We start from the raw sequence: 22,525 nt of genomic DNA on the forward strand, positions 1-22,525 counted from the left end.
GATAAATCCACCTCCCAATCAGTTGACGAGCCTTACTAGCGTCTCCGCGATTTTTTCTAGGGGTACTACATGATCTGCCAATCCGGCAACGACCGCCGAACGCGGCATACCGTATACGACGCAGCTTGATTCATCCTCGATGATGCTCGTCACTGGCCCGCCCTCTTTCATTAGTCGTAATCCCTTAGTCCCATCGCTTCCCATGCCTGTCATGATAATTGCCCATTTGCTAACATTTGTCAACTTGCTCACTGATTCGAATAGTACGTCTACTGATGGACGGTGACCACCGCGCGGATCTGCCTGATGTAAATGAATCGTAAGTTGTTTCCCGCTCTGTTCGGCGACTTCCATATGGTAGCCCCCTGGAGCTATGTAGACGGTTCCCGCCTCCAACGCTTGTCCGTTTTCCGCCTCGACGACGTGCAGGCCGCAAAGCGTATCCAATCGTTGGGCCAAGGAACGGGTAAAGCCAGGCGGCATGTGCTGTACGACCACAATCGGCGCCGGAAAATGGGCCGGTATCGCCGTCAGCAGCGTTTGCAGCGCTTTCGGTCCGCCTGTCGATGTCCCGACTGCCACCAGCTTCGAGAACGAGGTACCCAACTGTGAGATCCGATTTTGTTTGATCGGACTTACAGAAGGAGCCGTCGCTTGTGCTGACGCGGTCTCTCTCTCAGCCTGAAACGAAGACGGACGCTGAAAACCTACTGGCTTTTCTGACGGTTGCGGTTGCACAGTGGGACTCGGCGCTGATGAAGAAAACGAAGATTGACTGGACACTGAAGACTTGGGTGCGAATCCGCCCGGCCTGCGCTGTCTCAATCTGGTCAAAGCCGCCGCTTTCACCTTTTCCACGATCCCGTCTGCCACCTTATGTATATCCAAGGAAATCGATCCTGATGGTTTGGTAACGAAATCGATTGCCCCGAGCTCCAACGCATGAATAGTTTGCTCCGCCCCCTCTCTCGTCACGCTACTGAGCATGACGACTGGTACGGGATGCTCTTTCATCAGCTGTTCCAATGCTTCCAAGCCATTCATGATCGGCATTTCAAGGTCGAGTGTGACGACGTCCGGCTGAAGACTCTTCACTTTTTCTACGCATTCTTTTCCGTTTTTCGCCCGATCAATCACTTCGATCGACGGATCTTCTGACAATATATCGGATATGACTTTCCTCATAAAAGCTGAATCATCTACCACGAGAACTCGAATTGTCTTCATTACAGCTGCCCCCTCTCCCCATAAGCCTTTTTCATTCCATCCTATCGAATCATGTTTCTCATTTTGGCGAAAAAGCCTTTGAGTCCGCCTGCTCCAGTTTCTATCGACGAAACAGCCCCAACGCCGCGTGTATAAGCCGAAACCAGGTCTCGGATGCCTTTTGCCGCAGGTGATTGCGGATACGTCAGAAAAAAGGGTTTCTGCTGCTTCACCGATTTCGAGACAATCGCATCATCCGGAACATACCCAAGTGTAGATAGCTCCATGTCGAGAAACCGTTTGGCGACCATCGCCAGTTTGTCTGCCGTCTGCTTGCCCTCCTGATTACTGCTGACACGATTGATCACAAGCCGGATCGCCGTTTTCGGATTTTGCGAATGGATCATTTTGATCAGTGCATACGCGTCTGTAATGGATGTCGGTTCAGGAGTCGTGACCAAAAGAACTTCGTCCGCTGCGAGAATAAACCGCATAGATTCATTGCTGACACCTGCTCCAGTATCGAACAGGAGTATATCGGCATATCCCTGCAAGTTTTCAAGCTGACGAAACATCGTGTCAAGCTTTCCGTCATCGACTTTCATCATTTGTGAAAAACCCGTTCCTCCCGCAATAAACTCTAGCCCGCCAGGTCCTTTTTCGAGAATATCCCAAACGGTTGTCTGCGGTTCGAGCAATTGCAGCAAATGCTTTTTGGAGCTGATCCCCATCAGCACATCCAGATTGGCAAATCCAAGGTCTGCATCGAATACCACTGTTTTTTGCCCGCTCTCCAACAATCCCAACGCAAAATTTAACGTGAAGTTCGATTTGCCGACGCCGCCTTTTCCGCTCGTTACGGTGATGAGCCTCGTCGGCTTCCCTTCCTGCGATTTCTGCAGCCGTTCGCGCAGCTGCGCGGCCTGATCACGCATACGCCTGCTCTCCCAATATCAGGTTGGCGACGACTTCCGGGGTCGCAGTGACGATGTCGTCCGGCACGTTTTGCCCGATTGTAATGTAGGAGAGCTTTAGTCCGAATTCATGTGTCACATTCAGAATGGAACCAAAGATTATCGTTTCATCCGCTTTTGTGAAAATGACTTTATGAATCGGTACATCTTGAAAGTTTTGCACAATCGGCTTCATATCGCTATAGCGGGAAGTTAGGCTTAAAATAAGGTAGTTTTCACTGTCCGTTTCCTTCTCCAATAAGTCCGTTATCCCCTTGACATACTCATTGTTACGGTAATTGCGCCCGGCAGTATCGACTAAAATCAGGTCGCAATGTGCGAGACGATCCATCGCAATCGGCAAATCTTTGGCAGAAAACACAACCTCTATCGGTACGTTCAAAATATTAGCGTATGTCTTGAGCTGCTCCACCGCTCCGATTCGGAACGTATCAGTCGTGATGAAACCAACTTTTCGCTTTTCCTTGAGCATCGCGTCGGCTGCTAGCTTCGCGATGGTCGTCGTCTTTCCAACACCAGTCGGACCAAAGAAAAACGCTACCTTTGTCGACCGGCTAATTTGCGTGGAAACGGGTGCAGCAGCGGTTAATTGCTCTTGGATGACTGTTGCGGCAAGCTGACTCGCATCATCAAGCGCAAGTGATTCAGCCTGTTCAAGCCGTTTAGTCATCTCTTGCAAAACAACCATACAGAGCTCCGGCAAAAGCTCCTGTTCAGCCAACCGATCACGCACCTTGCGAAATGCATCCGGTAGCACCTCAGTGCCATCTGGTTTCAACAGAAGCTTTTGGAACACTTGCCGCATATCGCGAAGCTCTTGGGCGAGGTCTCCGCCTGCCTGCACCACAGCTTGTGCCGGCGCGTGACTTTCTGTGCCAGCCTTCACGCTTGACACCTGTTGCGGCGACGATTCCACGCGGGCAATCGCTGCTTCTGCTTGCGGGACCGGTATGGTCCGTGGCGTTTGGTCCATTTCCGATTTTTCTTGAACCACAACCTGATGCAGCGATTCTTCGGCTTGCGCGACCAGCTCCGCCACAGCAATTGCAGATGATGCAGCAGCCTTGGTCGTTTGTGATCGTTTCGCTTCTGCCAATTCAGGCGATGAACTGCCGACAGTTCGCTGGTAGGCTTGCTTGGCAACATAGGAATTGACCGGAGCAGCCGCTTGCGCAGGCACCCCTTTTTCAGAGCGGTCGTTCGCCTGCTTAGCATCGACCGCCGCGATTACTTCAATCTGCCGCTTGCTGAACAAGCCCATGAAGCCACCCGTTTTCACTGGTTTGGTATTTAAAATAATCGCGTCCTTGCCAAGATCGATCCTGATCTTTTCCAAGGCATCAGGCATCGAATCCACCAGATAACGTTTCACCCTCACTGCACATTCACCATCCCTACACTTTGCACTTCCACATGTGGTTCAAGCTCGCTATACGAGATCACCGGAATATCCGGCATCATGCGCTCCATCAACTGCCGCAAATACATGCGGATCGCAGGAGACGCCAGTAAAATCGGCTGCTGCCCAGAAGCGGCGACTTTGCCAACCTGCTCGGACATGCTTTGGTAAATTCGCTGGGTCGTATCTGGGTCCATCGCCAGATAGCTTCCTTGCTCGGTCTGTTCGATACGATCCGAGATCGCTTTCTCCAGTCCTGGGCCAGCGGTGATCACGACCAGCGGCTGACCGGGCTCGGTAAACTGCAGCGTAATTTGCCTTGCGAGCGCCTGGCGCACATATTCGGTCAGCACTTCCGGATCTTTGGTGTACATGGCGTTATCGGCCAATGCTTCCAAAATTGCTGGCAAATTGCGCACCGAAATTTTTTCTTTCAGCAGCTTTTGTAAAACTTTTTGCACATCACCGACCGAAAGCATTCCAGGAATCAGCTCGTCGACTAGCACCGGCATCATTTCCTTGATGTTGTCGATCAATGCTCTCGTCTCTTGGCGACCCAACAGCTCATGCGCATGACGTTTGATGATCTCTGTCAAATGCGTAGCAACGACCGACGGCGGATCGACCACCGTATAGCCGGATAGCTCAGCAACATCCTTATACTCTTCTGTTACCCATAATGCAGGCAACCCAAACGCGGGTTCTTGCGTCGGAATCCCGACGACGGAATCGTCATCGAATCCTGGGCTCATCGCCAAGTAGTGATCCAGCAGAATTTCTCCCTTCGCGATTTGGTTCCCCTTGATTTTGATGACATATTCATTCGGCCGCAATTGAATGTTGTCGCGAATCCGAATGACGGGAACAACGATACCCAGCTCCAACGCGCACTGGCGACGGATCATGATGACACGGTCGAGCAAATCTCCGCCTTGCTTCGTATCTGCGAGCGGGATCAAACCGTATCCGAATTCGAATTCGATCGGATCTACCTGCAACAGATTGACGACACTCTCCGGCGAACGGACTTCGTCCATTTTTTGCTCCGCTTCCTGCTGAGCTGTTTCCACCACTTTTGTATTCGCCCTTCGCTGAAGCTGCCTGCCTCCATAGGCGAGAATCCCTGCAATCGGAAGCGTTGCGAATATCCCGATTGGTGTCAAAATTCCGAGGAAAGCGATGGCCCCAGCCACGATGTACAATAGTTTCGGATGACCGAACAGCTGACCAGTAATGTCAGCCCCCAAGCTGTCATCGGATGTCGCACGGGTTACGATAATCCCTGTCGCTGTTGAAATCAGCAGTGCGGGGATTTGGCTCACAAGCGCATCCCCTACGGAAAGATTGGTGAAGTGTTTTGCCGCTTCTCCGGCACTCATATCGAGAAAAGCCATCCCTATAATGAAACCGCCGATGATGTTGATGATGAAAATGATAATCCCTGCGATGGCGTCCCCTTTAACGAATTTGCTGGCACCATCCATCGCGCCGTAAAAATCTGCTTCCCGCTCGATTTTTTGACGGCGATTCCGCGCTTCTACGTCCGTGATCATGCCTGCATTCAAATCCGCATCAATACTCATCTGTTTCCCCGGCATCGCATCGAGCGTAAAGCGTGCGGCTACTTCCGCCACGCGCTCCGAGCCTTTCGTGATAACGATGAACTGGATGATGATCAGAATCAGAAACACGATAAAACCGACCACCTGGTTTCCACCGACAACGAATTGGCCGAAGGCCTCGATGACCCTACCGCCCTCTCCGTGTGAAAGGATGTTCCGCGTGGTCGATACGTTCAATGCAAGTCGAAATAGGGTCGTTAACAGCAAAAGCGTAGGAAAGATCGAAAATTGCAAAGCCTCTTTGGTTCTCATCGATACGAGCAAAATCGTCAATGCCAACGAGATATTCAAGATCAACAATAGATCCAAAAGGGCAGGTGGGAGGGGGATTACCATCATGACGACGATGCTGATCACAAAGAATATAATTCCAAGTTCTTTTGCCCCCACGACTGTCTCCTCCTTTTTCGGTTATTTCACTTTGCCCTGCAGCTTGTAGACGTAAGCGAGCACTTCCGCTACTGCTTTGAACATCTCTTCCGGGATTTGCTGGCCAATCTCAACCTGACTATAAAGCGCACGCGCCAACGGCTTGTTCTCCATAATGACGATGCGATTTTTCTTGGCGATTTCCCTGATTTTCAGGGCGATGTAATCCTGTCCTTTGGCGATGACCGTCGGCGCACTCATGGCACCGGCTTCATAGCGGATGGCGACGGAAAAGTGCGTCGGGTTTGTAATCACCACGTCCGCTTTGGGTAATTCCTGCATCATCCGCTGCATCGCCATTTGACGTTGCCGCTGCTTAATCTTGCTTTTGATGAGCGGGTCACCCTCGCTTTTCTTGTATTCGTCCTTGATGTCTTGCTTGGACATTCGCAAGCTCTTTTCATACTCGTACCGTTGATAGACATAGTCGCTTACCGCCAATATGAGGAGAAGAATCCCGATGAACAAGCCCAATTTGACGACTTCATCACCCGTGAAAGCAAGTACGTCTTCCACAGAAGTGAGCGACAGCTTGATCAACGTATCTTTTGCACTCCACAAAATGGTGTATGCGACATAAATCCCTGCCGAAATTTTCAGGATTGATTTCAGCAGCTCCACGATCGTTCGCATCGAAAAAATGCGTTTCGCACCTTGGATCGGATTGATCTTGTCCAGCTTCAGCATCAATGGCTCCGTCGTGAAGTTCACACCGACTTGCATGTAATTCACAGCCAAGGCGACCACGATAGCAAAACCAAAAATCGGCCCCACGATCTTGATCGCCTCAAAGCCGATCTGGCTTACGATTACGCCGAGGTTTTCCTGATTGACGTCCCACAACAGGTATGTTGTCAGCGTCTCCCGGAGTATGCGTTCAAACGAATCGAGCATGGACGATCCGAAAACATACAGCAGCGTGAAAATGCTTGTGATCGCAAAGGCAGGAGACAAGTCTGAGCTTTTGGCGACCTGCCCTTTTTTCCGCGCATCCTGTTTCTTTTTCGGGGTCGCTTTTTCGGTTTTCTCCCCGTTGAAGTATTGGAGATCGACGGGGAAGCGCAACTGGATCCGCAGCATCGTCATCCCCCCAATAGCCTCAGCATCTCAACTAATGCGCGGAACATCCGTTCGAACAATCCGCTGATTACCAAAAAGAAAGCTGGCATTACCACAATCAATAAGAGAAAGCCAGCAATTAATTTTATTGGTAAACCGACAACAAAGATATTAAATTGCGGCACCGATTTGGCGATAATACCAAGAGATAGGTCTACAAGGAACAGCGAGACGACAATCGGGGTCGCCATCAAAAAAGCGCTCGAGAACATATACTCAAACGCCCGCACGATAAACCAGAGCATTTGTTCGCTATTAATTGGAACCCACACTTTGTCGATCGGCACCATCTTGTAGCTGCGCAGCAAGCCATCGATCAGCACGTGATGACCATTGATGCTCAAAAAATAAAGAGTTGCCAGCATGCTTTTGAAGTTACCGGTAATCGGCACATACGCCCCTGTACGAGGGTCGATCACATTCGCCATTGCCAACCCGAGCTGCATGTCCATCAGACCACCGGCAATTTGGATCGCAAAGAAAAACATCTGGCATAAGAAACCAAGCATGACACCGATCAATGCTTCTTTAACGGCTAACATCGCAAAGGTCAAATCCAGTTGAATCGGTTCTACGACTATCACATAAGAAAAACTGATCGCTGCCACCACAATGCCAAACCCGATTTTGAACTGGTTAGGGACACCTCGGTTTGAAAAGATCGGGGCAGAGACGAAAAATGCCGTAACGCGTACTAATACCAGCAAGTAGATCGGAAGAACTTGTAACAAAAATTCCATGTCCCTACCCTACAAACCGATGCAGATTGCCAAAAATATTCATCGTGAACTCGACGAGAATGCGCAGCATCCATGGTCCGAACAACAGCAGTGAAACCATAATCGCTACAATTTTTGGTATAAAGGCAAGCGTTTGTTCCTGGATTTGTGTGGTTGCTTGAAAAATACTGACAAGCAAACCGACAACGAGCCCAATTCCCAGTGCCGGCGCAGAAACCAACAAGATTGTATAGACGGAACTTTGCGCGATCTGCATGATTAATTCCTGTGACATGTCGGCCTCCTTTGCTTGTTAAAAACTGGTCAACAGAGATTTGACGATCAGGTACCAGCCGTCCACCATAATGAACAAAAGTATCTTGAATGGTAGTGAAATCATGACTGGCGGCAGCATCATCATCCCCATCCCCATCAGCACGCTGGAAACGACCATGTCGATTACAAGAAACGGGATAAATATCATAAAGCCGATTTGAAACGCCGTCTTCAATTCGCTGATGGCATACGCAGGCACGAGCGCGGTTAACGGGATGTCTTGAATCGTCTTAGGTCTATCCGCTTTCATATAATCGAGAAAAAGCTGCAGATCTTTCGCCCTTGTCTGCTTGGCCATAAATTCCTTGAACGGAATCGATGCTTTAACCAATGCCTGTTGCTGTGTTAGTTTGCCTTCCATGAAAGGCTGCACCGCCTGTTCATTCACAGCTGAAAAAGTCGGTGTCATGATAAAAAACGTCATGAATAGCGCTAAGCCGACCAGCACCTGGTTTGGCGGCATTTGCTGCGTGGCGAGCGCATTTCGGACAAAGGACAGCACAACCACGATACGAGTAAAGCTCGTCATCAATAAAAGAATCGCCGGTGCTACCGAAAGCACAGTGAGCATCAGCAAAATCTTTAAGGTTGTTGCCGTACCTGATGGCGTTTTATCACCATCGCCAATTTGGAAATCGATCGATGGGATCAAATTCGCAGATCCCGCTGCACCTGCTGGAGCGGCAGATACCATCGTTGGAACGACGAAGACCGAAGCGCTTGTCACAACGAGCAAACAAAGCAGCAGGAGTATGTGATTCTTTTTCATACCTAGTCCCCTTTACCTCGTTTTGACTCATCATCCCAAAGCGCGATTCTCGTTTTGCCCCCGACCTCGTCCCACTCTTTGCCCAACATTTCATCGAATGATCGGGACGTGTCCAGCTCTTCTGTCACTTCAAAACGATCGCCTTGCGGTTTGCGCCGCAATCGGGCGAAGATCTCTTCCCATTTGCCCACACCTGTCGGAGCAATTTCCACATCTGCGAGAATTGCGTCCATTTCATCGCCCGCTTCGATATGGCGTAAAAGCGAAATACTATCGCCCACACCGACTATGTAAAGCGAATCGCCGATCTGAACCACTTGCATTGACTTGCCATTCCCAACAGAGACGGAACTGATGACTTTCATCCCGCCGTTACGTCCTGCTCCGCCAATTTGCCGTTTGGCAAGAAAACGCAGCAGGAAGTAAATCAGGAGGATGATGAAGCCAAGGGAAAAAATGAATTGCACCAGAAGGCCCCATCCGTCCGAGCTTGGAACAAGCGGAGCGTCTTCTGATTTGGTTGGGGCGGTCTGGCCATTTTTCTTCTGGCTATCTAGCTTCAGCTGATCAGCCACAGACATGGAGCCAGAATCGTCCGCCCAGACAATCCCAGCAGGTTTAGCAAGCAGGAGCAAGCACACGAAGCAGAGAAGAAACAGTCTTGCTACCGCTGATGTTCCCTTCATCTCTTAGCCCAGTGTTTTCTTGATCGCTTCAAGCACACGATCCGCTTGGAATGGTTTGACGATGAAGTCTTTTGCACCCGCTTGAATCGCATCAATTACCATCGCCTGTTGCCCCATTGCAGAGCACATGATGACGCGTGCGTTTCCATCAATTTTTTTGATTTCCTTCAATGCGGTAATCCCGTCCATTTCTGGCATGGTGATATCCATTGTCACCAAATCTGGGCCCAATTCTTTGTATTTTTCAACAGCTTGCGCACCGTCGCTTGCTTCACCAACAACGATGTAGCCATTCTTGGTCAGAATTTCCTTAATCATCATTCTCATAAATGCAGCATCATCAACGATCAATACTTTGTTCGACATTACGTAATTCCTCCCAAAAAGTAAATGAAATATTCGTTACTGTAGTTTTTGAACACGATCCCATTGACTGATAATATCCGTCACGCGTACACCAAAGTTTTCGTCGATTACGACAACTTCGCCTTTGGCAACCAGCTTGTTGTTCACCAAGATGTCAACAGGCTCGCCCGCCAGCTTGTCCAGCTGAATAATAGAACCGGCGGATAGCTCCAAGATGTCCTTGATTACTTTTTTCGTACGTCCCAGCTCAACCGTCACCTGAAGCGGAATATCAAGCAACAGGTTCAAATTCTGGTCATCGATCGAAGGCACGCTCCCCATTCCAAAAGCGGAGAATTGGGCAGGTTTTACGCTCGCTGACGGCTGAGGCGTCGCACCCAGTCCTCCGAAATGCTGCGGTGCGGGCGGAGCCGCAGGCGGCTGTTGGTATTGCGGAGGATATGGATAGGGCGGATACGGGTATGGCGGATACCCCGGTGGCGGCTGCATTTGATATTGCTGCGCATACGGGTCCATCTGCGGCTGTCCATACATCGGTGGCTGCATGCCTGGTTGCTGCATCGCAGGAGGCTGCACAGGTGGCTGCTGCGAAACAGGCGGTCTTACCGCTTCAGCCGTAGCTGCAACCGGAGCTAAATTGTCCCACGCAGGCTCTGGCGACGGTGTCGGAGCCGATATGGCCGGTTCCGGTGTGGCTGCAGGCTCTGCTGCCGAAGCTCCTCCCATCAGCATGTCGAGCATCTGTTTCGCAAATGGTACTGGCAATAATTGCATGATGGACGAATCAATCAATTCGCCGTGTTCCCCTACCATTAAACGGAACGATATTTTGACAAGAAAGTCAACATCCGGAATGTTATTTTTTCCTTCTGGTTGTGACAAATCCCAAATATCGATGCCTGGCGGTGAAATGTTTACCAATTTATTGAAAATCGTGGACATTGAGGTTGCGGCAGAACCCATCATTTGGTTCATCGCTTCCTGTACGGCACTCACATGCATCTCGGATAGATCCGTAGTCGCTGGACGTCCGTCGCCACCCATCATCAAGTCGGCGATGATAGCCGCATCATCGACACGGATGACCAGCAGGTTGATGCCTTGAAAACCGTCTGTATACTCAACGTGCACCGCGACATGGGGACGTGGAAATTCATCTTCTAGCGTGCTTCGCTTAATTATTGATACCGTCGGTGTCGTGATGTCTACTTTTTGTCCCAACAACGTGGATAAAGCGGTCGCCGCACTTCCAAATGAGATATTGCCAATCTCGCCAAGCGCATCCTGTTCAAAAGCGGTCAGGAATTCAGTGATGTCAGTGTCATCGTTGTTATTTTCCGGTTCTTCCTCATCGCCCACCAGATTGTTGGCGCGAAGAAGGGCATCTATCTCTTCTTGAGATAACATATCTCTACTCATAGGTCTCCTCCTCTTTTTCGAGGACTTCGTCGATCTGAACGGCTATGCGGCCTTTTGCCGTACCAGGTTGACCTCGAAACTTAATGCGTTCGCCAACTTTGATGCTCAGTTTACTGTCGATTACCTGATCCAATTGAATCACATCGCCTTTGGAAAGACTCAAGAACTCACCTACATTGATCGTCGCCGTACCGAGTTCAGCCACGATCGGCAACTTGGCTGTCTTGATTTTTTCTTGAAGGACAATTTCCTCTCGCTCATCACGCGAGCGTCGCTGCGTTGAGAACCAATACTGTCCGGACAATTTCGGCATGATCGGCTCCAATACGACGTGCGGCAAGCAGATGTTGATCATCCCTGTCGTATCACCTATTTTGGTGCTGAGCGAGATAACCGCCACAATTTCATTGGGCGAAACGATCTGCATAAACTGCGGATTCATCTCCAGCACTTCCAAATAAGGATCGATGTCGATGATTTGCTTCCACGCCTCATGGAAGCTATCCAGCGCTTTGCTGAACACGCGTTCCATCACGGTATTTTCGATCTCAGTGAGCGCGCCCATCTTTTCCGGGATCGCCCCTTGTCCACCCAGCAATCGGTCTAGCATGGCATAAGCGATATTGGGATTGACCTCCATTACCATTCGCCCTTCCAAAGGAGGAGCTTCAAAGATATTTAGGATCGTCATCTTAGGGATTGAGCGAATAAATTCTTCATATGGCAACTGATCGACAGAGGCGACAGTGATTTGAACAAAGGTTCGCAGCTGAGCTGAAAAATACGTGGTCAAAAGCCTGGCGTAGTTTTCATGAATTCGCGTTAATCCGCGTATCTGGTCTTTTGAGAACCGCAGAGCACGTTTAAAATCGTAGACTTTTACTTTTTTCTCGCTATCTTCCTTTTTCAGCTCGTTGGCATCCATCTCTCCAGACGAGAGCGCGGCCAACAGCGCATCTATCTCACTTTGTGAGAGAACCTCGGCCATCCTGATCACCTCCCTAGCTATGTATATTCCTAGTACACGTTATGAAAAGAGGCTCTTAGTCGTAATGACCTGAACGATTTTACCGTCCTGCATGATGGCGCTGATCTCATTCATAATCTTCGCTTCCAGCTTATTCAAGCCTTCCGTTCCTCTGAGTTCATCGCGTTTCAGTCCTGCCAGCGTCTTGATGATAATCTGATTCACCTGTGGCATGCGTTTTGTCAGCTCTTCCTTACCCTTGCTGCTGTCAGCGGTGATGCTGAACCGCGCCACAATGTAGTCATTCGAGAGCAGGTTGGTGGTGATTTCGCCGGAATCTACGGTATATTCCACCATTTCATCGGCGGTCAACGGCTTCACTTCTTCATGTCCTGCTGCTGCAGATTGTGCAGAAGGTGAAAAGTAGAACTGCCACAACACAAACGTCACCGCACCAATCAAGGTAATGGAAATAATGATAATTAAGGCCATGTTAAACAGCTTGTTTTGAAACATCGTAAGCCTCCTGCTATACTATAGAGTCGTCGTCTTCAGGACGTGGAATAACGGTCGCCGAGTTGGCTTTTTGGTAAAATGCGGTGATTTGTTCAGCAATGGCTTTTGCTGGTTCCTTTACCAAAAGCTTTTTCCCGTTCAATAGCGTGATGACCGTATCAGGAGTTGCTTCAACGACTTCTATATGGGTGATATTGAGAAAGAATTTTCCTCCGCTCAATCGAGTTAATTCGATCATCTGACCAACCCTTTCACATGAGGAAGTGGGAGGGCCCAAGGCCCCGCCCTGCTTCCTTTATTTTACCTTACGATCTAGCGTTTCAGGTTGATCAACTCTTCCAATACTGTGTCAGAAGTGGTAATAATGCGGGAGTTCGCTTGGAAACCGCGCTGAGCCACGATCATTTCCGTAAATTCCTCTGACAAGTCGACGTTTGACATTTCCAGAACGCCAGAAACGATCGAAGAGTTGAAGCCTTCATCGGTCGGAGCGCCCAGCTGTACGGCCGTCTCTCCACCTGCATTCGCATTTGGTGTCATTTCATACAGGGAGTTGCCAAGCTTCTTCAGACCGGATGCGTTGTCTACCTTCGCCACGCCAATAAAGCCGAGCGAGGTTGTTGCGCCTTGTGCATCCGTCGCATTGATGCTGCCGTCTTTTCCGATGGAATACGACACATACGTGTTGCGGTCGATTTGGACCGGCTCTCCGCCGCTTGTCAGCACGTTCATCCCTTGGGAGTTAACCAAGAATCCGTTCCCGTCTCGGGTAAAGTTACCAGCGCGCGTCAGGTACTGCGTTGTGCCGCCATCCGGTGTTACGACGAAGAAGGTGTCTCCTTCAATCGCGAGGTCAGATGTCAGATTTGTGGTCATTGGGCTACCAGGCGAGTGCACGACGTCGATCGATGCGGTTGTGGCACCAAGGCCGACTTGTCTAGCGTTAATTCCGCCGAGACCGCCTTCTGTACCCGCAGATGCGCCAGCGACGTTTTGGCTCAAAATATCTTGAAACATGACGCGGCTCTTCTTGAAACCGACTGTATTCACGTTTGCGATATTGTTGCCGATTACGTCCAGTTTTGTTTGAAAGCCACGCATACCAGAAACCCCAGAATACATTGAACGAAGCATTCAACAATCCCCCTAAAGTTGTGTAGTTCCGATTGCCTCAGTCAGTCGGCAATCGCTGGGCTTCCTCGATCGAGGGCCAGCCCCCATCCCTTACGTTTGCTTATACGAAAATGGCACTGTCAATGTTGGTAAACACATTGTCCTTCAGTTGGCCTTGCTCAACGGCAGTGATCACTTTCCGATTGACGATGCTGACGACGAACGCCACATTGTCCATCATGATCAGTGATTCCTTAGCGCCTTTTCCCGCTGCTTTTGTCACAGCGCCCTCCAGCTTCGCGAGGCGAGCGGCATCTAGCTCAATTCCCCGCTCCCGCATTCTTACGGAAGCATGCTGGCTAAAACTGAGCGGCTGTGCTGGCTTTTGCGATGTGCCAGGCAGCGAATCCTGCAGCCATTGCTCAAATGGCTTTTTGGTCGGCGCAGGTGCCATCTGCTTTGCTGGAAATCGTGTTTGGGATGGATAGAACGATTGACCGACGCGAAATTGTTCACTCATGACGGTTACATCCCTCCAACCCGTTACACGGAATATTCCACTTTTGCTTGCTTCGAGGCTAGCCAGCTATCTGCACCACTAGACTCTGTCAATGCGTCAATGTTAAATTCAGCATCGTCCTCATTGGATTGCTTTTTCTGCTCTCCCTGGCGATTCTGCTGGCTTCCACGCTGTTCCTGGAACCCGAATTGCGCTTGCTGGGAAGGCTGCTGCTGCGTCACTTCCAAACGGTCGACCTGCAGACCCAATTGAGTCAAAGCTGCGCGTAATTGTGGCAATTGATTGTCCAACAATTCCTTGCCCGCATGCGTATCAGCAGCGAATTGTGCGGTGATTACATGATTGTTCGCAGTAATTTTCACATCAACTTGGCCGAGTGCTTGCGGATGCAACGTTATTTTCGCTTCAGACATTCCGTTCGCACCCACGATTTTCATTTGCTTCACGAACAAATTCGCAACATCTTTTGGTAAATGCTCCGAACGAACCAGCTCACCGCTCGATTGTGCGGTCGGTGCGTTTGTCTGCTGCGCATTCGGCTGCAGAGCTGTTTGCAGACTACCCGCAAATGAGTTGCTGTTCGTCTGTACATCATCTGACGACGCATTGGTCAGTTCAGCGACGTTTTGCAACGCAGCTTGCAGCAATTGATCCAGTTGTTTTTGCGGCTGTTCCGGACGGATTGCCAAGCCTGGCTGATATTTTGCCAATGCCACCTGAACTTGGTGTGGCAACAAATTAGCCTGTATGGCTGGCTGGAATTGGTTTACCGGCGAATAACGCATGTCCCGTGGATTTCCACCAACCGTTTTCTTGGTTGTGGTGAACGATACTTCAGGGTCATTTGCAACGCCTTCCGGTTGAACCACTTGTTGAACGTCTACCCCGTATTTCGCCAAAATTGCGACCGCCTGTTGTACAGCTTGCTTTACTTGAGGCTGTTGGTCTGGCGATTGTGAACGGGCCAAGGATTCCAACAAGTCAGCCATCTGACCGGCACTCTGATCATCCATCCCCTGTTGGACAAAAGCTGCGACCAAAGCTTGCTTGACATTTGGCTGCAGACTGACTGCCAACTGACCTTGATCCGGCGACTCCGTCTGTGTCACTTGGCTTGCCTGATCAATAGCTTGTTGTGGAAACATGTTGACTGTTCCGCTTTGCAAGAGTTGATCAAGCATAGCGAGCAGGTCACCTACATCATCACCTTTGTCATCTTGCTCAGCAGTCTGAGGAATAAGTGAATCCACCGTTTGCGTCTGGATGTTGGATAGAAGGCCAGTTAGCTCACTAGCCAACAAGTTGCCAAAACCGGCTTGCTGCTCTGGCATCGCCGCATTCTTCCCACCGCCAAGCCCGGTCGCTGCTTGTGCGTCAGCGGTCGTAAACGTAGAAACCGTATTGCTTACGTTCATTGCGTCACCTCCTGCTTTTGAAAAAATTGTTGCTATGTAATCGACAGCCTTTGGGGCTATCGGAGCAACTCGCTGGTAATGCGAGCAGCCAGTGTGGTGTTTTTCTCACCAATTGCGGCCAACACTTGCGCGCGCTTGTCATTGGCCATGCCTGCCATAATGGAAATCGCACGCTTTTGGTTGGTTGTCATCAGCGCGGTTATGATATCTGCAGCGCGGGCTGCCGGCATTTGCGAAAACGAATTGACGAGATTGTCCATACTAGTCGAATCTTGCCTTGTCTCGCTCAGTGCCTTGGTGAGTACCTGCACGCGCTGTTGGAGCGCCGCGATGTCATCATCTTTGCTAATCGTCGTATCCTTCAGCAAAATCGAAATGTCAGCCGCTTTTTTCGGATCCATTTTCGCCAAGAGGTCTGCACGCTGCTCGGGTTTCATTGCGGCAAGCACCGTAACGGCCTCTTCCACCGAAAGATTTTCAACGATCGCCGCAGCGTTTTTCGGCGACATGCTTGTATAAATTTTGGATAAATCCTGGAATTGCTTCTGCCGTTCTGCGGCATCCGTTTTTTTGTCTTCCATCATCTTTTGCAAATCCTGCACCTGTTTTTGCAGGCTTTGGATCGTGGCGTCCTTTTGGGCCGACTCCCCTTGCATTTGCGAGAGCTGCTGCTTGCTTTTGTTCAAATCAGTTTGAGTCGTAACCAATTGGTTCTGCACGTTTTGCTTTTTTGCCGCATCCGGGTCAGCTTCCTGCGGTACATCCGGGACAATTTTTTCAATGTAGGGAATGGTATTCGCCCAGCCTAACACTTTTCCCACTACATTCACGCCCAAGAAGCTTAGCAGAACACCGCCCAGGATACTCGCAAACAAGGCCGGGATGATGATCATATAAAAAATCCATTCCCACTTGCTATACGATTTCTCTTCCTGGGTTTCTTCCATGATGAACCTCCTACCGGCTATCTGCGAACGTACTGAACGAGGCCGATCTCATCCAATATCTGTTGCTCCCGATATTTTGCTGCCTCGTCGTATTTGAGGCGTTCTTTTTCTTTGAGTTTGCTCCACAGTTGGTTTTCCTGCATTTTGGACGTCATCGTCCGCTTGCAGCTCTCCACGTTTCGGTCGCACGCAGAGATAGTGTCAACCTGCTGCACGATCGCCTTGTCGATCGCCAGGCGGAATTGATTCATTTCAATCAGCTTGGCTGCTGTGCACGCTTGCTCCTGCAGCTTGTGCAGCGTATCGGTCAGCTGATCCCTACGATGATGCAGATGAACCAGCTTCTCTTCTTCTTCGGTCTTTTTTTGAACGGACTTGCCGAAAGCCCATTCGGCCTGCTCCTGTTCCTTTTCCTTTAAATCGAGAATCTTCTGGAGATGAAAGCGAAATACCGCCATTAGTTCAGCCCTCCAAAATGAGCGATCAGCGCATTGATGGTTTTCTCCAGCTCTGCCGGTTCATGTGTCCCTTGAGCCGTGAAGCCGGTAATCACATCCCGAAAACGAATGGCCGCATCGATGTCGCGATTGCTGCCTTGCTTATAGGCACCGATGTTGATCAGGTCTTCCGCTTCTTTATATGTAGCCATATGCCGCTTCAGCGTACGTGCCGCATCGAGATGCTGATGCGTGCAAATTTCGTTCATGACACGACTTACGCTTTGTAGAACATCAATTGCCGGGAAATGCCCTTTTTGGGCGATTTTCCGATCCAGCACAATGTGACCGTCCAAAATCCCCCGCACCGCATCGGCAATCGGATCGTTCATGTCGTCCGAGTCGACAAGCACGGTATAAAAAGCCGTGATGCTTCCTTGGTGGGAGGTCCCTGCACGCTCCAATAAGCGCGGCAGCATGGCAAATACGGAAGGCGTGTACCCTCTCGTTGCCGGCGGCTCGCCAATCGCAAGTCCGACCTCACGCTGTGCCATCGCAAAGCGAGTGACAGAGTCCATCATGAGCATGACGTTCAGCCCGCGGTCGCGAAAATATTCGGCGATGGATGTCGCCAGCATCGCGCCTTTGATACGAATCATGGCAGGCTGGTCAGAGGTAGCCACGACCAGGATGGATCGTTTAAGGCCCTCTTCACCGAGATCGCGCTCGATGAACTCCTTTACCTCGCGTCCACGCTCTCCGATTAATCCGATCACATTGATATCTGCCGATGTGTTTCTTGCGATCATACCCAAGAGTGTACTTTTCCCTACGCCGGAACCGGCAAAAATACCGACACGCTGCCCTTTGCCAACTGTCAACAGACCATCGATGGCCCGAACGCCGACATTTAATTTCTCTTCAATGCGCGGACGGGTCAATGGATTTGGCGGCTGATTCTCCGTCGGATACGACGTCAATCCATAAGGAAGAAACGAACCATCCATCGGTCTTCCAAGACCATCGAGCACATAGCCGAGTATCTCTGGTCCGACCTTGACGGATAGTGGTTTGCCAGTCGCTACCACATCACATCCAGGCCCAACTGCGGTTAACTCGCCAAGCGGCATCAGCAGCACTTTGTGATCACGGAAGCCGACAACCTCAGCCATAATCGGTTCCTGCGCGTTCTGTGGGTATATCAGACAAACCTCACCTAGCTTTGTCTCCGGACCATGTGATTCAATTGTTAGTCCGATGACCTGTGTTACTTTTCCGTTCACTCTAACGGGGTCCATCTGCTCGAGTGCGTATAAGTATTTTTTCAGATCAAGATGGCTCATCTGCTTCACTTCCCCGTGCAATCTCGATCAGTGCTTGTTTTATTTCGGTAAGCTGCGTATCAATGCGCGCATCGATGCTGCCAAGCGGCGTTCGGATCACGCAGCCTTCATCCTTGACGGTATGGTCTGGAAAAATTTGCAGCTCAGCTTGTCCATCGAACAAGGAAGCCAATTGCTGCCTGTACTCGGATAGGAAGGGATAGTTCGCATGATTGACATACAAGGAGATTTCTCCGTGCACACGGGAGCGGCGCAAGTACCTGCCCACGAGCTCTAGCTTCTTCATTTGATCCAATTCCAGTTCATCCCCGATGATTTTCCGAGCAATTTCTGTTGATAAATCTACGAGAAACGGCTCTGCTTCAGCGATGATCGTCCGTTTTTCCGCATAGGCCTTTTCCAACACTTGCTTGGCCATCTGGACGGTTTGCTCTTCCTCTTGAAGCGCTTGCTGCTTCCCTTCGATCAGCCCTTGCTGGTACCCTTCCTGGCGCGCCTGCTGGCGATCTTGTTCGATTTGGACTTCTGCCTGCCTCCGCTGCTCCTGTGTCCATTGCTGAAAATCGGCTTCTGCCTGATTTTTGTTCAACTCTGCCTGTTCGACCGCTTCAGCCAATATCCGCTTTGCCATTTCTTCGGCATCGCGAAGGATGGTTTGCGCTTCGAGTTGAACCTCATTCAAATATTTCTCACTTTCCTGCAACCTTTCTCCAAGATCTTCCGTCTTAAGAGGCAATGAAGCTTTTACAGAAAGGAGAATCTTCTCATCTGAATGCTGATAGCTAGACGCTTTAAAAATCCTAGACAATGATATCATCCCCTCCGCCGCGGGCAATGATAATTTCACCCGCCTCTTCTAAGCGGCGAATTGTAGCGACGATGCGCGACTGCGCCTCTTCGACATCCCGGAGACGTACTGGTCCCATAAATTCCATTTCTTCTTTGAACGTTTCGGCCATGCGCTTGGACATATTTCGGAAGACCGTCTCGCGTACCTCTTCGCTCGCAACTTTGAGCGAGAGCTGCAGGTCTGCGTTCTCGACATCGCGTATAACACGTTGAATCGAGCGATTGTCCAACGATGCGATGTCTTCGAATACGAACATCCGTTTCTTGATCTCTTCCGCAAGCTCGGGGTCTTGGATTTCCAGCGAGTCAAGAATGGTTCGCTCCGTACTGCGGTCTACGCCATTCAGGACGTTGACGATCGCCTCGATACCGCCCGCTTGCGTATAATCTTGCGTAACGGTTGCAGACAGTTTTTGCTCCAAAACCTGTTCGACCTGCGTGATGACTTCCGGCGATGTGCTGTCCATCAAGGCGATGCGCTTCGCAACATCCGCCTGTCGTTCCTGTGGCAGCGAAGAAAGAATGAGAGCAGCCTGCTGAGGCTCCAAATAAGCGAGCACCAGAGCAATCGTTTGGGAGTGCTCGTTCTGTAAAAAGTTCAAAATTTGATTCGGGTCTGCTTTTCTCGCAAAGTCAAACGGTCGTACCTGCAAGTTCGCTGTCAAGCGATTGATAATATCCATCGCTTTCGTTTCGCCCAGCGCTTTTTGCAAGATTTCTTTGGCGTATGTGATCCCGCCCTGGGAGATAACATCTTTGGCTACTGCGATTTGATGAAATTCGGCTAAGATCTTATCTTTTTCCTCGTTATCCACTCTTCTGACATTAGCAATCTCCAATGTCAACTGCTCAATTTCGTCTTCTCGCAAATGTTTGAACACCTGTGCCGAAACTTCCGGCCCAAGCGAGATGAGAAGAATGGCAGCCTTCTGACGGCCTGTCAATTCCTTGGCACCGCGCGCCATAACCTCACTCCCTAATCTTCAGCTAACCAGGTACGGAGCAAGACGACAAACTCGTCCGGCCTACTACGCGCCAGTTTTTCGAGTTGTTTTCGCACAACAACCTCATCGCTATTTTCATCGTATTGTAGATCGGGAACCTCGAAAATTTGAGGTTCTGGAATGTCAGTAAATTCTTCTTGCAATTGCTGCGCTTGCTTGCGACGGCGGAATACCATGAAGCCCACGGCTCCAAGTGCCAGAAGCGCCAAGACACCTGCTCCGATAAGCAAGGAAGGACTTAAGCCTGTCTGCTGTTCGACCACAACTTTACCCGAGAATGTACGTGGGAAGATGGAGATGCGTTGATCGAGTTCATCCTGTGTCAGCGATACACCTTTTTCGCTCAGCGATACTTTTACCACGTTGCGCAACACTTGACGGATGCTATCCATCGTTTGTTGGTCAAGCTGACCGCCCGTTGGAGGTTCTACCCCGACGTTGATCGACAGGTCTACAAGCTTGTACGGGCTTTCCACGATATTGCGTGTAATCCGGTTTACTTCTCGGTTTACGATATCATCTGTTTTTTCATAATTGCTGTTTGAGCCACTTTGACTTGCTCCTGGAAAACTCGGTACATCGTTTTGTCCTGTTCCGGCAGTACCTCCCGGCGGTGTCCCTTGTCCTGAGAATGTTTCCGACAACTTTTTCGCACTGATGACTAAGCCTTCGTTATTGGTCGTATCCGGTGCTGTCACCAGTTTTTCTTCACGCTTCTCATTGGCAAAGTCCATTTTCACGGCTGTTTGCACAATGACTTTATCTCGCCCCATAATGACGCCGAGGAAATTATAAATATCTTTTTGAATATTTGCTTGAACTTCCGCTTTGATTTTCTCTTGCTGCTGATAAGCAGACATCGAGTTGGTTGAATCGTCCGTGTCAGGCAGCTTCAGCAAATTCGAGTATTGGTCGGTAATTGTAATTTGATCGGTTGGCAAGTTCGGTACACTTCGAGAAACAATAAAATATAAGGCCCTTGTCTGTTCGGGTGTTAACTGTTTGCCTGGTTCGATCTGCACGATCACCGATGCCGATGCCTGTTCCTTCGTCTCAGTCACCCACACGTCATCATTCGGCAACGTGAGCATCACTTGTGCGGTCTGTACTCCATCTACCCGCTCAAGCATTTTTTTCAATTCGGCCTGCAGCGCGTCTTTTTTCAGCACATCGAATTGGCGATCAGTGATCCCAAAGGAGCTTGTCCCGGTGAAAATTTGTGTGCTGATTCCCGCCGTGCTCGGAATCCCTTTTGCTGCCAAATCCACGATGACATCCTGCGCATTCACTTGCGGCACTTCAATTCCTGTACCGTTGTTTATGATATGGTAATCTACTTTGCTGGAATCCAGCTCCTGCTTGATCGTTCCGATCTCTTGTTCACTCAGCGGTTGCTTGAATAAAGAAACATAAACCGGTCTCGACGCAATGTATATGTATAGGCCGAGTGAAACGAGCAGAAAGATGACAATCGAGGAAAAAATCAATTTTTGCTTTCTCGTTAAACTATTCCATTTTTCTACAATCTGATTTTTATATTGTAAAAGACGTTCGTTCATGTTTCACCTCGCCAGAGAAAATAACCACGATTCGTTACAACGGCATGCGCATAATTTCTTGATACGATTCAATCACTTTATTGCGCACTTGCGTCGTAAGCTGCAAAAGGATCGTCGCTTTTTGACCGGCAATTGTTACCTGGTGCACATCCTGGACTTGACCAGCAGCAAATTGTTGCGTAAGTTTGTCAGAAGTAACTTGTGCTTCATTAACGTTATCGAGTGCGTTGGACAAGTAGTCACCAAACGATTTTGTTGTTTCAGCAACTGTTGGTGTCTTCGGTGTCGTCAGTTGCATCATGCTGACATTAGATAAGCCGTTGATCTCCATTTTTTACTTTCCCCTATCTCCCATTAATGTCTAGCGCCTTCAGCATCATGCTCTTTGCCGCATTCAAAGCTGTCACGTTCGCTTCATAAGCGCGCGATGCAGAAATCATGTCAACCATTTCCTTCATGGTATCCACGTTAGGAAGAAAGACGTAGCCATCTTTATCAGCATCCGGGTGCTCAGGATTATACACGCGGCGAAATGGTGTGCTGTCTTCACGAATGGCAGTCACACGCACGCCGTTTTCGACTTGGGGCGAAACGGAGCCCATTGCCATCTGCAAAAAATTGTCGAACGATTCATTCGTTTTTGGCGAAAGATCCACCATTTTCCGACGATATGGTTGCCACACGCCGTTTACCATTTGCGCTCTCGTCGACTCTGCATTCGCCAGGTTGGCTGCAATCACATCCAGACGCAAACGGTTTGCGGTTAGGGCAGAAGCACTTGAATCAATTCCTTGAAACATTCCCACTACTT

25 protein-coding genes are annotated in these 22,525 nt (G+C 49.8%); all 25 read right to left on the reverse strand.

Features of this window, described 5'->3' with window-relative positions:
* Nucleotides 1-18: 18 nt before the first annotated feature.
* On the reverse strand, nt 19-1,227 hold the full coding sequence (locus EDM56_RS03660) for a protein-glutamate methylesterase/protein-glutamine glutaminase (protein ID WP_122916522.1): 1,209 nt from the start codon (nt 1,225-1,227) through the stop codon (nt 19-21).
* A 41-nt stretch (nt 1,228-1,268) separates the two neighbouring features.
* Entirely contained in the window at nt 1,269-2,141 is an 873-nt protein-coding gene (locus EDM56_RS03665; RefSeq protein WP_122916523.1) for a MinD/ParA family protein, read from the reverse strand.
* A complete protein-coding gene (flhF, locus tag EDM56_RS03670) occupies nt 2,134-3,558 on the reverse strand; it encodes a flagellar biosynthesis GTPase FlhF (protein WP_122916524.1) in 1,425 nt (474 codons plus the stop codon). The genes EDM56_RS03665 and flhF overlap by 8 nt, the downstream gene beginning before the upstream one ends.
* Nucleotides 3,555-5,540 carry a flagellar biosynthesis protein FlhA gene (gene flhA / locus EDM56_RS03675; protein WP_425456280.1) on the reverse strand — a complete coding sequence of 662 codons (1,986 nt, stop codon included), beginning with the start codon at nt 5,538-5,540 and terminating at the stop codon, nt 3,555-3,557. The genes flhF and flhA overlap by 4 nt, the downstream gene beginning before the upstream one ends.
* A 72-nt stretch (nt 5,541-5,612) precedes the next feature.
* Nucleotides 5,613-6,710, reverse strand: a complete 1,098-nt coding sequence (gene flhB, locus EDM56_RS03680; protein WP_122916526.1) for a flagellar biosynthesis protein FlhB — start codon at nt 6,708-6,710, stop codon at nt 5,613-5,615.
* Between the two features lie 2 nt (nt 6,711-6,712).
* Nucleotides 6,713-7,489 carry a flagellar biosynthetic protein FliR gene (gene fliR / locus EDM56_RS03685; protein ID WP_122916527.1) on the reverse strand — a complete coding sequence of 259 codons (777 nt, stop codon included), beginning with the start codon at nt 7,487-7,489 and terminating at the stop codon, nt 6,713-6,715.
* A gap of 4 nt (nt 7,490-7,493) precedes the next feature.
* Nucleotides 7,494-7,763 (reverse strand): flagellar biosynthesis protein FliQ, encoded by a 270-nt coding sequence (fliQ, locus tag EDM56_RS03690; RefSeq protein ID WP_122916528.1) that lies wholly within the window; start codon nt 7,761-7,763, stop codon nt 7,494-7,496.
* Between the two features lie 18 nt (nt 7,764-7,781).
* The gene (fliP, locus tag EDM56_RS03695; RefSeq protein WP_122916529.1) at nt 7,782-8,573 is read right to left on the reverse strand and encodes a flagellar type III secretion system pore protein FliP; all 792 of its coding nucleotides are present in this window, start codon (nt 8,571-8,573) and stop codon (nt 7,782-7,784) included.
* A 2-nt stretch (nt 8,574-8,575) separates the two neighbouring features.
* Entirely contained in the window at nt 8,576-9,259 is a 684-nt protein-coding gene (locus EDM56_RS03700; RefSeq protein ID WP_246009243.1) for a flagellar biosynthetic protein FliO, read from the reverse strand.
* Between the two features lie 3 nt (nt 9,260-9,262).
* On the reverse strand, nt 9,263-9,625 hold the full coding sequence (locus EDM56_RS03705) for a response regulator (RefSeq protein WP_122916530.1): 363 nt from the start codon (nt 9,623-9,625) through the stop codon (nt 9,263-9,265).
* A 36-nt stretch (nt 9,626-9,661) separates the two neighbouring features.
* Complete coding sequence (fliY, locus tag EDM56_RS03710; RefSeq protein WP_122916531.1) at nt 9,662-11,044, reverse strand: flagellar motor switch phosphatase FliY; 1,383 nt, start codon at nt 11,042-11,044, stop codon at nt 9,662-9,664.
* A complete protein-coding gene (gene fliM / locus EDM56_RS03715) occupies nt 11,037-12,032 on the reverse strand; it encodes a flagellar motor switch protein FliM (protein WP_122916532.1) in 996 nt (331 codons plus the stop codon). The genes fliY and fliM overlap by 8 nt, the downstream gene beginning before the upstream one ends.
* Nucleotides 12,033-12,071: 39 nt before the next feature.
* Nucleotides 12,072-12,527 carry a flagellar basal body-associated FliL family protein gene (locus EDM56_RS03720; protein WP_122916533.1) on the reverse strand — a complete coding sequence of 152 codons (456 nt, stop codon included), beginning with the start codon at nt 12,525-12,527 and terminating at the stop codon, nt 12,072-12,074.
* Between the two features lie 13 nt (nt 12,528-12,540).
* The gene (locus EDM56_RS03725) at nt 12,541-12,765 is read right to left on the reverse strand and encodes a flagellar FlbD family protein (RefSeq protein WP_122916534.1); all 225 of its coding nucleotides are present in this window, start codon (nt 12,763-12,765) and stop codon (nt 12,541-12,543) included.
* Nucleotides 12,766-12,839: 74 nt separating this feature from the next.
* The gene (locus EDM56_RS03730) at nt 12,840-13,661 is read right to left on the reverse strand and encodes a flagellar hook-basal body complex protein (protein WP_122916535.1); all 822 of its coding nucleotides are present in this window, start codon (nt 13,659-13,661) and stop codon (nt 12,840-12,842) included.
* A 100-nt stretch (nt 13,662-13,761) separates the two neighbouring features.
* A complete protein-coding gene (locus EDM56_RS03735; protein ID WP_122916536.1) occupies nt 13,762-14,160 on the reverse strand; it encodes a TIGR02530 family flagellar biosynthesis protein in 399 nt (132 codons plus the stop codon).
* Between the two features lie 23 nt (nt 14,161-14,183).
* Complete coding sequence (locus EDM56_RS03740) at nt 14,184-15,575, reverse strand: flagellar hook-length control protein FliK (protein WP_246009244.1); 1,392 nt, start codon at nt 15,573-15,575, stop codon at nt 14,184-14,186.
* 56 nt (nt 15,576-15,631) lie between these two features.
* Nucleotides 15,632-16,522: a magnesium transporter MgtE N-terminal domain-containing protein gene (locus EDM56_RS03745; protein WP_122916537.1), complete on the reverse strand. Its 891-nt coding sequence runs from the start codon at nt 16,520-16,522 to the stop codon at nt 15,632-15,634.
* Between the two features lie 17 nt (nt 16,523-16,539).
* The gene (gene fliJ, locus EDM56_RS03750; RefSeq protein ID WP_122916538.1) at nt 16,540-16,980 is read right to left on the reverse strand and encodes a flagellar export protein FliJ; all 441 of its coding nucleotides are present in this window, start codon (nt 16,978-16,980) and stop codon (nt 16,540-16,542) included.
* A complete protein-coding gene (gene fliI, locus EDM56_RS03755; RefSeq protein ID WP_122916539.1) occupies nt 16,980-18,302 on the reverse strand; it encodes a flagellar protein export ATPase FliI in 1,323 nt (440 codons plus the stop codon). The genes fliJ and fliI overlap by 1 nt, the downstream gene beginning before the upstream one ends.
* Nucleotides 18,289-19,005 (reverse strand): FliH/SctL family protein, encoded by a 717-nt coding sequence (locus EDM56_RS03760; RefSeq protein ID WP_342772367.1) that lies wholly within the window; start codon nt 19,003-19,005, stop codon nt 18,289-18,291. The genes fliI and EDM56_RS03760 overlap by 14 nt, the downstream gene beginning before the upstream one ends.
* Nucleotides 19,006-19,102: 97 nt before the next feature.
* Nucleotides 19,103-20,116, reverse strand: coding sequence for a flagellar motor switch protein FliG (gene fliG / locus EDM56_RS03765; RefSeq protein ID WP_122916541.1), 1,014 nt, complete (start codon nt 20,114-20,116; stop codon nt 19,103-19,105).
* Nucleotides 20,117-20,127: 11 nt separating this feature from the next.
* Entirely contained in the window at nt 20,128-21,714 is a 1,587-nt protein-coding gene (gene fliF / locus EDM56_RS03770) for a flagellar basal-body MS-ring/collar protein FliF (protein WP_122916542.1), read from the reverse strand.
* 34 nt (nt 21,715-21,748) lie between these two features.
* Nucleotides 21,749-22,045 (reverse strand): flagellar hook-basal body complex protein FliE, encoded by a 297-nt coding sequence (fliE, locus tag EDM56_RS03775; protein WP_122916543.1) that lies wholly within the window; start codon nt 22,043-22,045, stop codon nt 21,749-21,751.
* Between the two features lie 13 nt (nt 22,046-22,058).
* Nucleotides 22,059-22,520 (reverse strand): flagellar basal body rod protein FlgC, encoded by a 462-nt coding sequence (gene flgC, locus EDM56_RS03780; RefSeq protein ID WP_122916544.1) that lies wholly within the window; start codon nt 22,518-22,520, stop codon nt 22,059-22,061.
* Between the last annotated feature and the right edge of the window lie 5 nt (nt 22,521-22,525).

Source organism: Brevibacillus fluminis, assembly GCF_003710825.1.
Lineage (GTDB): Bacteria > Bacillota > Bacilli > Brevibacillales > Brevibacillaceae > Brevibacillus_D > Brevibacillus_D fluminis.